This is a genomic window from Wolbachia endosymbiont of Listronotus oregonensis (assembly GCF_031205055.1).
Taxonomy (GTDB): Bacteria; Pseudomonadota; Alphaproteobacteria; order Rickettsiales; family Anaplasmataceae; genus Wolbachia.
Genome location: NZ_CP102118.1, coordinates 1,251,812 through 1,264,782, shown reverse-complemented (window position 1 = coordinate 1,264,782; position 12,971 = coordinate 1,251,812). Strand labels below are relative to the sequence as shown.

Here is a 12,971-nt window from a genome sequence, read left to right as displayed (position 1 = left end):
GCACAGTTCTGTGACTTACTATTACCCACAAATAAAAACATAGTATTGTATTTACTCAAATAATTTAATTTTATTAACCTGAAAGCTTATTGGATTAAAATTATTAAACTAAGAGTTATAATTTTAGCAACTAAAAGCTGTAAATTGCACCATATAAACAGTTATTTCAAGCAAAAGTTATGCCATTAAGAGCTATGCAACAAACATTTATATTTGTGGGTAATAGTAAGTCTCCGAACCACGCATGATCGTTTCCGTATCACGTGGCTCTCCAATAATCTAACGTTTTAAGGAGTCACCATCATATTTTCCATATTGGATTTTCTTATGGCATTCATGACAAACAACAAGAGTCTTCCTCTGTCGTTCAATCATTCTCTTTTTCCATTTCGGTAGCTCAGTATTACGTTTACCTAGCAAATCAGCAAGTTTACGTACGTGATGTACTTCAATCTGCTCTTGTGATTTACATAATTCACAAGTTTGTGCCAATAGTCTTTGCTCTATTTCACTACGCTTATTCCATATTGGTATAAGGTTATCACTTATACTTACCCATTTATTCCATTTTAGTGACACAGCACCAAAGTGTGTAATTAATGGTATCTTTGATGGTAAACGATCTACTCTGACTTGGATGACTTTTCGTTTTTCACCTTCGTCGTTTTCAATCATTGCACCAAATTTTCTATAAATTTTCCTGCAAGTTGTTTTGTATTTAGATGCTAAAGTCTTTACTAATGATACTTCCATCACATACTTCAAATAACTTAGTGTGTGAAGGTTGTAGGCCATTTTGTAATATTGTACAATTCCTCGATATTCAGTTTGATACTGAGCAACAATACTGTAAGCTGTATCAAGTGTACGTTGAGGTAAATGTATAGGCTTTCCACAACGCATATATTCAGAACACTTTTTCTGCTTTATATGATGTGGTACACGTAACCCAATACTACCGTTAATACATCGTTGTGTCCGATGATCATGTTTATCATCTGCATGCAAGACGTGTATTTTATAACCTAAAAAATTGGCTTTGCTATCACACGCGTGTGTAATAAGCGTTTTATCTTCATTAAGCATAAGTTTGAGCTCCTCATTGAGGAATTTAGCAATCTCATTTTTAATTTGTTCAGCTTCATTTTTTGGTCCTGCAAACCCTACCAGAATATCATCAGCATACCTAACATACCAAAGACGTCGATAATTTAGATCACAAGAATCCTTAGATGGCATACCCTGCACTAATTGACGCAGTTGTTTTGCTTGATCCCAGTTCCCTTGTTTTCTCATCATCGATACTTGCATGGTTAACCTTAAATATTTTGGATTTGTCTTTCTTCGCTTACCTCGGTTATTTGCTGGTATTAGTATATGTTCCACATGTTTATCTAACCGATCGAGTAATATGTTACTCAAAATTGGACCAATAATATGTAATAGTTTAGACTTGATCTGACGGGCGTGAATTAACTGACAGAAGAATTGACAAAGTCAAAACCAAAATCAGCATCCTGTTTAATGCTATCAATATTTTTCTGATAAGCAATATGCATACTATCAAAAAAGGTTTGCATAGGTGTTTTACCATAGCAATATTTACCTGAATGCGGTCTAGATCTATTGTAAGAATGCACCCAATGGTCTACATCTAACTGAAGTTCTGCCAAAGAGGTGTAAATTTTCTTTCTAAAGATAATATTGTAACATTCATCCTGCATAGTTCTGTGGAACCTTTCACATATGCCATTAGTCTGTGGAGAACGAGCTTTGGTTCGAGAATGATCAATATTTTCTACCCCCAAATACAGCTGGTAAGCGTGATTTTCAGGTCTGCCACAATACTCTGTACCACGATCAGTCAAAACGCGTAGCAATGATACTTTCTGTTCATCAAAAAACGGTACTACCCTATCATTAAGAAGATCTGCAGCTGTGATAGCAGTCCTTTCCGTGTAAAGCTTAGCAAAAGCAACTCTAGAATAGTATCAACAAAGGTTTGCTGGTAAATTCGTCCAATACCTTTGATATTACCTACATAATAACTGTCTTGGCTACCTAAGTATCCTGGATGCTCTGTTTCAATTTCTCCATGGGCCTCTTTTTCTTCCTTAGCCTTTTCCAGAGCTGTTAGTTGTCCTTCTGTTAAAACTATGCCATCTTGTGCAACTTTTGCTTCTAATGCCTTTAATCTCTTTTTGAAATTTTCAAGATCGTTTCTTTGCCACACTGATCTTATTCCACTTGCAGAGATGAGAATTCCTCTCTTTATTCAGTTCGTTTGCTGCTCTTTCTTGTCCATATGCTGGAAATTCTATTGCTATTTCAATTACTGCTTTTTCTATATCCTCTGACACTCTATTTGCATATAATGGCTTGCTTTTGCTTATCTCGTGTAAAGCTTCTTCTCCTCCTGTTTCATACAGTTCTTTGAAGCGGTAAAATGTATCCCTTGAATACCCCATTACCTTACACGCTTGTGATACATTTCCTAATTGCTTTGCAAGTTCTAGCAATCCCAACTTTGGTTTTAGTATTTTTTCTTGTGTTGTACTCATATCTGACACTCCTTTTAAATTTGTTCATATTTTTATCTTACTTTGTTCGTATGTCAGATCAAGTCTAAACTATTACAAATAATAGAACCTTGTGGTACCCCACTATGACTCTTATTGTACTTCCAATTTTCCATATATCCTGCTTTTAGCAGTCGATTGATTAGCTGAATAAAACGGTTATCTTGGAAGCTTTCACTCAGTATTTTCAACAACATAGTATGATCAATTGAGTCATAACATGCACTGAGATCTCCCTCTATAAACCATTTTGTACCTCTGCCTTTTTGCATTACTGCTCTTAATGCAGTGTGGCATCCACGCTTTGGTCGAAATCCATGTGAACATTCACTAAATTTAGGCTCATAGTAGGCTTCCAATATTAATCGGATTACTTCTTGAAGTAACTTATTTGACCATGTTGGCAATCCTAACGGCCTGCGTTTACCACTCTTCTTTAAAATATAGATACGTTTTACTGGTGTCCACCGATATCGCTCATAGCGTAAATCCTCTATGATTTTATCGATTTTCTCCAAAGACATACCATCAACTGTTTCAGTTGTCACACCTTCTGTCATAGCACCTTTATTACGACAAAGTTTGCCATACGCTCGAAGGTAAAGATCACGCTGATAAAGTAGGCGATATACGTTTTTAACCGGCAAATTTCTTTGTCCACGTTCACGTATAATGTTAAGTATTGTTTCAGCTTTCCGCATCTTGCGTACCTCCCAATTTCAACATTCAATTATCTGTCACCCTTTGCCCTGTATGTGGCTTTCCCACGCTCCCCGGTGATTCGTTACTTTCACGACTACTACGATGACTCCGTAACCATAGAACTCGCGTTCCTTAGGTCATCCCATGTTCCGTCACTAAGAACTGTTCTAGATCAACTTAGGTTTTCCATTCATCCTCTTAAATAAGTTCACTACTTATCGTTCTACAGCCAGAATGTCACACAAACGAAAGTTTAATCTGTGCTTACCGTAGACATGGGGTTTTAAATGCGATACCCATGGATGTGAAGTCCCACCCCTGAAGATTAGAATTCAAGCAGTTTAGCTTTAACCATATTGATCAGGTGTTGCAAGCCGTTATCTTACACATCTTCAGATAACTCTCGCTTTACATACATGCTCTTGTCCTCCTTCCCTTTCGGGTTAAAGTTAGTTGTTCACCTCGAGGCCATTTATTCTGAACCCCGCTTAGCTCTGCTAAGTATTTCTTAATGCGTACCACGGCGCACCCTCTCGACTCACACAGCTCCCATTATTCGGCCCTTGCTACTAATTATAGCATAATCAAGGACTCTGTTTTAATCAATTGCTCATCCCATTTCTGGTTGACAAAACAATTAAAACTAAATCCCTTCGCTCCATTTCCATTACAGAGACTTCTTCACTACTACGCGCCCCTGTTTTTCGCATCGGTACTCTCACCCTTGGAGTTTAGCTCCTTGGATTTCTCCCTTATCATCGAAACGACAGGTTCCCGCAGTTCCACGCAATAGCCCAAAATAGATTCACGCCACCTCTATGCCGGACGCCACCTATCCGGTAAACAAGCTCCCGATAGATTTATCCCAGGTTAAGTTAGACCCCTGGTTTTGACGTCATTTAAAAGGTTTCGACACTTCATCAGTGGTTCACTTTCGTTCATCTCTCCATTCCTTACATGACATATAATTGTGCCTTTTCCATAACGCTCACTACCTTGCCAAAGCAGCTTATAGTTGTTTGAAGCCTGCTCTTGTAAACCGGCTCCGAGGGGCCCACCCTCATCTATTGCGTAGCTTTTGCACTTAGTTTGCTCTTACTTGAACATTCTTTGTGTCTCTACGGCACACCTAACCCAAGAAAGGTTTTCCTACGTCATACCGCCAAGGATAGATTCCGCTAACGAGTAGCGGAATGACGAATTTGTTGTTTTTCAAATCGTTGGTAAACCTAAGTCACTTTAGGTATAGATTTACTTTTTGAGTTATTTTGTTAACATTAATTATTACACCAAATCAATTGCACAAAATGAAAAAGGTGAAACTTGGGATACTAATTTCAGGCAGGGGATCAAATATGCAGGCCTTGATAGAGGCATGTCAAAATCGTAATTTTCCTGCAGAAGTTGTGTGCGCTATCACAAATAATAGCGAAGCTGCTGGCCTAAAAATAGCAGAACAAGCAGGAGTGCCAGCGTTTATTGTTAGAGATAAACCACTTGATGCTGATAAAATTCACGAAATATTTGTTCAACATAAGGTTGATTTAATTTGCCTTGCAGGGTTTATGAGAATCCTGCAAGCTAATTTTCTCAGTAAATGGAATAACAAGGTGATAAATATTCATCCCTCTCTACTTCCGTCCTTTAAGGGCCTAAATGCTCAAGAGCAAGCTCTAAAAGCAGGAGTAAAAATCGCAGGCTGTACTGTACATTACGTCACTCCTGAAATTGATGCTGGAGCCATAATTGCTCAAGTTGCTGTGCCAGTGTTACCAGCTGATGATATTCAAAGCCTCTCAGAACGCATTCTAGCTGAGGAGCATAAGTGTTATGTAGAAGCAGTAAGATCAATAGCAGAAAATATTAATTATTGACCTTAAGTGTTTCTCCCAACTTCAACAAAAAATAAATTTTCGGGTTCCAGTAAAGAGCTTGCCAGTTCGTTTACTTTCTCTAATTTAACGTCATTAATATAGCTCACAAAATCATTTATATGGTTAATATCGCGGTTGTTTGTCTGAATATTATTTAGTTTTGCAACTATGTTGTTATTATTAAACATAGAGAAAACATAGGAATTTACCATACTAATTTTTGTATCCCGAAACAACTGCTCATCAATTCCTTCCTTTTTTATCCTGCTAAATGTATCTTTTACCGCTGATATTGATTGACTGGCAGTAGAACTATCAGTACTAAGACTTCCAATCATAATGTTCCCATGTTTATTGAGAATAATACTCGCATAAACACCATAAGTAATGCCTAAGTTTTGCCTCAGTTCTTTCATTAATATTGAATTCAGCCCCATGCTGCCAAGCGCATTAATCAAGACTTGAGCATTATAGTAGTCTGGATCTTCATAAGCTATGCCTTTTTGAGCAAAAAATATTACACTCTGTGGTATATCCATAAAAATGTTTTTATTCTCTGCAGGACCAAAATCATTTTTCACAGGTATTTTTCTAACTTTTGATCTTTTTGACGGCAATTTAGATAAATATTTATCTAATAATGTAATAATTTCTTCTTTTTTTGCACAACCAGCAACACTGATAACTATGTTATCTTTAGCAAAATTACGCTTTATGTATGTTAAAACATCATCTCTAGTAATGCTCATTACAGTGTCAAGAGTTCCATATTCACTTTTTGAGTAAGGATGTTTTTTAAACAATAACGTATTCAATTCTTTTCCAGCAACAAAAAAAGGATTTTTTTCAAGATTATTAAAATCAACTTTGGCTTTCTCGAAAACTCTATTCAACCCTTCAGGGTCAACTTTAGGACGCATTATAGCGTCGCTCAATAATGAAATACCTTCTTCAAGATTTTCTGATAAAGCATCTAATGAAACTCTAAATGCTTCTAAACCAGCAATAAAATTTAAACTAATCCCTTTATCTTCTAGCCTTTTTGCAAAATCTTTGGCATCATTTTTTCCTGCCCCTTCTTGAATTATAAGAGAAGTAAACCAGGTAAGTCCTTGTTTTTCTACATTTTCATATGCATAACCTGCATCTTTGAATGATATATTAAGTGAAATTTTTGGTAAATCGTGGTTTTCAACAAATAGAAACTTAAATCCTTTACGGGTAGTGACCTCCTCTATATTTAGGTTACCACTTGCTTGTAAATTAAAGCCTAGACAGAAAAAAAATAGGAGTACAAATTTACTTATTCTCATTATCATCTCCTTTTGGCAACAAACGACCAATTAACTTATTAGCAGAAAAAATAGCACAGATTTTATTATTTACATCCTCTAGATTGACATCATTAATCTTGCTATATGAAATATCTATTTCATCAAGTGGAATACCAAGCGCTAAGTGTGAGCCATAAAAAAATGCTATACTATTTAAACTGGATAAATTGTCAAACTGTGCTGCCTTGTACCTATACTTCGAGTTTTGCAATTCCTCGCTTGTTATTCCTGTGGACATAAAATTATTAATAGAATTTTCTAATTCTCTTTCAACAGTGCCTAAATTAACCCCACTTTTTGGAATGACCTGAATATCAATATAGCCATCACTAAAAGTTAAACTATTGTAATAAGCAGATACTGATACTGCCACATCTTTATCTAGAACCAAATCTTTATACAGTTTGCTGGATTTGCCGCCACCTAAAATGTCAACCGCTAAATGAGCAGCAGAGGCTTCATTTATGTGATCAAATAAGGGAACACGATAACGAAAATATAAAACTGGTTCTTTTACTTCAGTGCTCTCTAAAATCACCGATAAGCCTGCATTATGCACTGGATCCTGATTTGGATAATGCCTAATTACTGCCTTAGACTTAATGTCACCATATTTTTCTTCTGCTAGCTTCACAACTTCATCAAATTCCACATCACCAACAATCAATAATATTGCATTGCCGGGGTGATAATAGTTATTATGAAACCTCACTATGTCATCCTGATTGTAAGTTTTAATATCGCTCTCCCAGCCAATAACAGATCTACCATAGCCATTACGGTAAAATGCACTATTCATTTCTTCCCGTAATAAGTTGTTAGGATGATTATCAAATCTCATCTTCCTCTCTTCCAGTACAATGTTTTTTTCTCTTTCTATTTTATCTTGAGTAACATTAAAATTGCCCATTCTGTCTGCTTCAACTTCCATTGCCAGTGGTAAGTCATTTTTAAGGGCTAATTCGTAGTAACAGGTATATTCCTTAGTAGTAAACGCATTAAACTGGGCCCCAATGCTACTCATAGTGGCTTCTATATCTGTGAACTTCCCTGTAGTTTCAAACATTAAATGTTCAAAGTAGTGAGCCAATCCTGCTTTGCCAATTGGATCATCCATTCCCCCAACTTTGTATATTACTGCATGTAAAACGGCTGGAATCCGATGATTAGGAACAACATAGACATCTAGTCCGTTACTGAGTTTAGCATGTTTTATGTCGTGCTCTATGCTTAAAGCCTTCAAAGAAATTGGGTAAGTAAAAAAGAGTGCAGGTAGTATAAGAAAACTAAAAAACTTATGAAGCATTATTTCGACCTAATATAAAAACAATTATTTTATTCCTCATTTTGTTTGGAAATAAACATATCGTATATATACCACTTATATAACAATGTAAACATTCCACAAACTATAGATAAATCCGCTAAATTAAAAGCTGGCCAATACCAATCATCAATATGAAAATATATGAAATCATATACAGCTCCCCAATAAATCCTATCAACTACGTTTCCGATTGCTCCACCAATCATCAGAGAAAACCCAAGGTAAGTTGACTGATCATCAGACTTGTATATCAAGTATGCAAGTATACCAATTATTAGTATTGAAAATGCTGAAAAAAAGAAACCGCCATGCGGTAAAGCGCTACACATTCCAAAACTAATGCCTGAATTCCAAACTTCAACTAGCTTTATAAAGCTAGCGATCTCAATTGATTCTCCCTCATCAATCAATGAGTTTATGTACAATTTGCTCGTTTGGTCAATCAATACTATAATTAATATAACAATTAAGCATAACTTTTTCATAAATTTGCCTTTAACCTATAAATTTTAAGTATATCATAATTTATCTGTTTTGTTAACTCCTCAATACTATGGAATTTTTTTTCTGACCTTATGAATTTTAAAAGTTGTATATTAACTTTATGATTATATAAGTCTTCATCAAAATCGAATATGTGCATTTCTATTATAGGCTTTTTCAGATCCTTAAATGTAGGTCTCATACCAATATTGACTACTCCATATAACCAGTTTGGGTTATTATAAGAAAACATCACTTTAGCGTAATATGTACCAAATTTTGGTTTTATCATGCAATCTTCTATAGGAATATTTATGGTTGGGAATCCTATTTCTCTACCTCTACACGCACCCTTTGTCACAACACCAGAAACTTGATAAGGTCTACCAAGTAATTTATTAGCAATGTCTATTTCACCTTTCTGTACATACTCTCTGATTGAAGAAGAAGAGCAAATTTTGCCGTCAATTATTAATGGCTCTAATTTAGTCAAAGAGTATCCATATGTTTCAGAATATTTCTCTAGAGTTAATATATCACCCAATCGTTTATGACCAAAAGTACAATTTTCTCCGACAATTATGTGTTTAGCGCCATATTTATCTATTAAAATCTCACTGATAAAGTCATCGCAGCTAACCTCAGAAAAACCTCTACTAAAATTAATAATATACAAGTAATCTATACCATAGCTGCTGATTAGTTCCTTTTTTTGTTCTTGGTCTATTAACCTAAAATTGTTTCTACCAAATAAAACAGTTGATGGGTGAGGCTCAAAAGTTAAAACTGCAGAGGGTAATCCTCTTTCTTGTGCTACCTTCTTTAGAGTGGAAATTGCAAATTCATGTCCTAAATGAATGCCATCGAAATTTCCGAAGGTTAGTGCTATATTATTTTCTATCCCTTGCTCACAATTATAAATAATTTTCATACAATTTGATGTTTTTACATGTTTCTTATATATAATAACTATATTTTAGCAAGCTACGGAGATAAATTGTGAAAAATACTAAAGGAAAAGTTATAATATATGTAAAGCATCACTGCCCATTCTGCAAAAAAGCAAAAGAGTTACTGGATAAAAAAGGGGTGAAATATGAAGAAATCGATGTGCTCAAAAACTCAGATCTATTTAACGACATAAAATCAAAGTATAACGTTAGAACAGTTCCACAGATCTTTATTAACGATAAGCACATTGGGGGGTGTGACAAATTGATGGATCTTGAAAAAGAAGGAAAGTTGGATGATATGCTAAATAATAATGACAATCACACTGATGTCACAACCTACACAAACAGCAATGATGAATGTGGAGAGTGTGTTATACCACATGATGATTTTATGTAACTTTTTATCTTGTTTTGTCGTGTAATACGTAAATGAAAACTAGTATGCTCACTTTAAACAATTCTTAATGAATTAAAAATACAATTCATTTAGTGAGTTTTTTTAGTGGGAAAAAATGACAAAAAATATTTCAATTATTAGCAGAAACTTAATTAGTATCGAATTAGTTAACAAACAAGATTTAGAGAATTTCATCAAGATTTTCACAGTGCTTGATAAACATATAGCAGCTAAAACACTTTTTACAGAAGAAGTGAGAATAGAGTATAAACAGCACAACGGCGGAGAAGTTGTTGAATTGCTAAAAGATACAGACTTTACATATCATGAGGTTGAAAATGTATTGAACCACCTGAGTAAACATGAAATGAAGGTGCCCAGCAGTGTTATAGCACATACCCTTTTTGCTGCATACAATCACGCACTTGAATCTAAGAATGTAGCATTTTCTTTTTCTGAAGGCTCTCCACAATTTAACATCAGAGTAAATAAGAATACCTTTATAATAACTCCTATGAGTGAAGAGAATTTGGAATTGAATTCACAAAATAGCAGAACGCTTATAGAGTCATTAAAGAGCAAAAAAGTATTTATGATTGTATAGTAGAGGAAAATACTATTAAAGTTATAGTGCATTCTGAAATACATCAAGCTATAAATTTGATTATAAAATCACTGATAAAGTCCCGCCTTTTAGCAAAAGAGGAAGAAGGAAAATTCAAAGAGAAATTGAGACAACTTGCTTTTAAGGATCAAGCTTTTGTTGAGTATTCTAGCATCAGAACCATCAATAGGTATCCACATAATCATCCTCTGAGGAAGCATGAAAGTGTTACTAAGGATATAGAAAATATTTTATGTGATTTCATAGCAAATGAGAACAGCGAGTTTGCTATAGAACGGTTAAATAGGCTGAGCTCAGCAGTTTCTCCGGATACTCCAAGAATCATCACTAAAACTATAGATAAACTTGTTAAGTTTCACTAAGGTATACGAGAGCCAATAGATTTCTTGTATTACCTTTTGTCATCCAAGTAGCCAAGCTACTTGGTTCTTTTTTGGTTCCAGCACTATGTACATAGCTGTACAAACATTGTAGCCGTTATTCAGTAGCCCTCAGAAACGAAAAAACTTACTTGACACCCTTCGCCAGCCCCCTTATCATGGTACTGAAGGTATTCAGTTATCTTCATCTGTGCAGATTAAACAGCAAAAAAACAACGTACTTGGCGTCTTATTTTTAATTTTTCGCACTATGTGCACCTTATGTCTTCACAACATTTCTAGCTATATAAGCCGAAACGCGCTTACAAAGCGTTTAAGACAGTAGAGAACGCCAATTTGCAGGATTAGAAAGTGACAACTAGCTAACACGGGGTTTCTTTTGCCTTTTTTTCTGCTTAGTAAATTTCTTAAACATTTAAACAAAGGTGAGTTGCATTTAAAAGCAGCTAAATTGCAGTGTTTAAGACTTAAAAAACGCCAATACTGAAAATAGACAATGACTAAGGCTTCTTTTGCCTTTTTTTTCGTTTGGTAAATTTCTTAAACATTTATGGCTAAACGACAACCGTCATCCCGCTACGTGTTAGCGGCTAAGAGATACCGCGGCGGTATGACGGTTCGCGGTGGCATGACGATAACCTCGTCATCCCGCTACTTGTTAGCGCCGCGGCGGTATGATGTCTTCCTTGGATCAGCTATAGATTACCTGATCTCACCATCTTTCCAATCACTTTATACATAATTCTCGGATTTTGAAAACTTACTTTGAGTGAATTGCTCATATTCTTTATCCTCTAGTTCTTCAAAAATCTCAGGATAATGTTCACTGGAACGAGTAATTATTGAAATTAGCTCTTGCTTTGTTTTTTTAAGTAAAAACCTTTCAAAGAGAGTCTGTTCATCTGGGCGCGCAGACGACCGATACTCCTCTCTGTCAAGATCAATCAAAGCAAAACCTGTTGCAGCCATATGCTTACATGGACCAAAGTAACAGAATGCAGGGCAGGAACATGTTCCACTGAAAAGAGGACCATCGTGCTTTAGTGTTACTCGATATACATTTGATCCAACTACCTTTGATTTAGCTTGAGATTCATTAACAGATATAATCTGTACCTTTCCTTTGTTAAAATAATCTCTTCCGCTAGAGAGGTAGGGTTCTTTGATAAGACCTGTGATATCTTTATAATACAGTCTCATTTTTGCCTCCTTATTTCATATATAAAGCCCTCAATTTTCTAATATATCCTTTCTTCCATAAAAATTTATTAACCCACCACAACTTTTATATGGCCCTGCGGACAACTTTATAGTGCTATAGCTAACTCAAGAAAGGTTTCCCTACGTCATACCGCGATTCATTCCACAACTGTACGAACGTTGTAGTTTGGGCCACCAGTGGGGTGTCATCCCAGTGCCCAGACACTGGGATCCAGCTTCTATGCAACTTAATTAAAAACGTTTGTTTTAGCGTAAGACAACTACCTTTAGCTCATCAGCTCAGTTATAAGCAAAATTCCTGGATTCCAGTGTCAAGCACTGGAATGACACCATTTGCTGTGCAATTTACCTTCAAAAATGAATGTTCGTACAGCTATGGATTCATTCGCGGTATCTCAGCATAGATTCCGCTAACAAGTAGCGGAATGACGAATTTGTTGTTTTTCAAATTGTAGGTAAACCTAAGCCACTTTAGCTATATATAATAGAATTTCGCTTTCTACTATCTTTCCAATCGCTTTATACATAATTCTCGAATTTTGAAAATTTGCTCCATGTTATACGGTATGGTTGGGTTACTGATCAGCCAGCTCTCAATAAATTGTTTATGCTTTTCTATTTTATAGCTTCCAAGGTGTTCTGGCTCAATTTTTTCTTCCTCTGTCAGTTTTAATAACATGTTATTTCCTGGAAAAGTTATGTCAATAATTCGGCTTTCGTAACGAAGATAGCAATGCATTTCTGGAATGTGTAGTAAGTTATACTCATTTAGAATTGCAGAAGCTTTCGGAGTGTTCACTTTATTCATCATAAAGACAGCTATGTGTAGCGTTATGTCGATTTCACATTCGCAACCTAACTTATAAATCAGAGCATGTTTTGTACTACACGTTCCTCGTCTTTCATTGAATACTGATATACAATCTGTGCGGTCAAAATTGCGTCCATAAGGCAGCTCATGTACATATTCTAATGCTTCACGTAACGTAATAATATCCAAATTTAAAAAGAGATTCGATATAGGCTTATGATTAGATAAATATATTTGATTTAAGTCATTCATATCATCATTATCTAATTTCTCACTTGTATAAAA

General features: G+C 35.3%; 12 protein-coding genes and 2 pseudogenes. 5 read left to right on the top strand and 9 right to left on the bottom strand.

The genetic code is table 11. The features are described from left to right. Positions 1-279 precede the first annotated feature (279 nt). The 3 genes and pseudogenes from NMD99_RS06400 to NMD99_RS06390 all read right to left on the bottom strand — a co-directional run bounded on the left by NMD99_RS06400 (position 280) and on the right by NMD99_RS06390 (position 3,280). Positions 280-1,422 carry a group II intron reverse transcriptase/maturase gene (locus tag NMD99_RS06400; RefSeq protein ID WP_309165955.1) on the bottom strand — a complete coding sequence of 381 codons (1,143 nt, stop codon included), beginning with the start codon at positions 1,420-1,422 and terminating at the stop codon, positions 280-282. A 50-nt stretch (positions 1,423-1,472) separates the two neighbouring features. Further along, positions 1,473-2,561 (bottom strand): annotated as a pseudogene (locus NMD99_RS06395) (IS481 family transposase). Positions 2,562-2,614: 53 nt separating this feature from the next. Next, on the bottom strand, positions 2,615-3,280 hold the full coding sequence (locus NMD99_RS06390) for a reverse transcriptase/maturase family protein (RefSeq protein WP_309165954.1): 666 nt from the start codon (positions 3,278-3,280) through the stop codon (positions 2,615-2,617). A 1,308-nt stretch (positions 3,281-4,588) separates the two neighbouring features. Here NMD99_RS06390 and purN point away from each other — a divergent pair. After that, complete coding sequence (gene purN, locus NMD99_RS06385) at positions 4,589-5,155, top strand: phosphoribosylglycinamide formyltransferase (RefSeq protein ID WP_187297655.1); 567 nt, start codon at positions 4,589-4,591, stop codon at positions 5,153-5,155. 2 nt (positions 5,156-5,157) lie between these two features. Here purN and NMD99_RS06380 read toward each other — a convergent pair whose 3' ends face one another. The 4 genes from NMD99_RS06380 to ribF are packed head-to-tail and all read right to left on the bottom strand — an operon-like array spanning position 5,158 to position 9,230. Beyond that, positions 5,158-6,468: a M16 family metallopeptidase gene (locus tag NMD99_RS06380; protein WP_265016709.1), complete on the bottom strand. Its 1,311-nt coding sequence runs from the start codon at positions 6,466-6,468 to the stop codon at positions 5,158-5,160. Next, positions 6,455-7,795 (bottom strand): M16 family metallopeptidase, encoded by a 1,341-nt coding sequence (locus NMD99_RS06375; RefSeq protein ID WP_253309575.1) that lies wholly within the window; start codon positions 7,793-7,795, stop codon positions 6,455-6,457. The genes NMD99_RS06380 and NMD99_RS06375 overlap by 14 nt, the downstream gene beginning before the upstream one ends. Before the next feature lie 29 nt (positions 7,796-7,824). Further along, positions 7,825-8,301: a signal peptidase II gene (gene lspA / locus NMD99_RS06370; RefSeq protein WP_096617753.1), complete on the bottom strand. Its 477-nt coding sequence runs from the start codon at positions 8,299-8,301 to the stop codon at positions 7,825-7,827. Then, on the bottom strand, positions 8,298-9,230 hold the full coding sequence (gene ribF, locus NMD99_RS06365) for a riboflavin biosynthesis protein RibF (protein ID WP_264687999.1): 933 nt from the start codon (positions 9,228-9,230) through the stop codon (positions 8,298-8,300). The genes lspA and ribF overlap by 4 nt, the downstream gene beginning before the upstream one ends. Positions 9,231-9,298: 68 nt before the next feature. Here ribF and grxC point away from each other — a divergent pair, with 68 nt between their 5' ends. The 3 genes and pseudogenes from grxC to NMD99_RS06350 all read left to right on the top strand — a co-directional run bounded on the left by grxC (position 9,299) and on the right by NMD99_RS06350 (position 11,396). Next, positions 9,299-9,649: a glutaredoxin 3 gene (gene grxC / locus NMD99_RS06360; RefSeq protein WP_164224674.1), complete on the top strand. Its 351-nt coding sequence runs from the start codon at positions 9,299-9,301 to the stop codon at positions 9,647-9,649. A gap of 115 nt (positions 9,650-9,764) precedes the next feature. After that, positions 9,765-10,636, top strand: a pseudogene (locus NMD99_RS06355) (hypothetical protein). 568 nt (positions 10,637-11,204) lie between these two features. Beyond that, positions 11,205-11,396: a hypothetical protein gene (locus NMD99_RS06350; protein WP_309165944.1), complete on the top strand. Its 192-nt coding sequence runs from the start codon at positions 11,205-11,207 to the stop codon at positions 11,394-11,396. Here NMD99_RS06350 and NMD99_RS06345 read toward each other — a convergent pair. Next, positions 11,387-11,854 carry an SWIM zinc finger family protein gene (locus NMD99_RS06345; RefSeq protein ID WP_253309578.1) on the bottom strand — a complete coding sequence of 156 codons (468 nt, stop codon included), beginning with the start codon at positions 11,852-11,854 and terminating at the stop codon, positions 11,387-11,389. The two genes, NMD99_RS06350 and NMD99_RS06345, sit on opposite strands and share 10 nt — an antisense overlap. 203 nt (positions 11,855-12,057) lie before the next feature. Here NMD99_RS06345 and NMD99_RS06340 point away from each other — a divergent pair, with 203 nt between their 5' ends. After that, positions 12,058-12,279, top strand: a complete 222-nt coding sequence (locus NMD99_RS06340; protein WP_264688003.1) for a hypothetical protein — start codon at positions 12,058-12,060, stop codon at positions 12,277-12,279. Positions 12,280-12,377: 98 nt separating this feature from the next. Here NMD99_RS06340 and NMD99_RS06335 read toward each other — a convergent pair whose 3' ends face one another. Continuing rightward, complete coding sequence (locus NMD99_RS06335) at positions 12,378-12,938, bottom strand: hypothetical protein (protein WP_253307172.1); 561 nt, start codon at positions 12,936-12,938, stop codon at positions 12,378-12,380. Positions 12,939-12,971 lie beyond the last annotated feature (33 nt).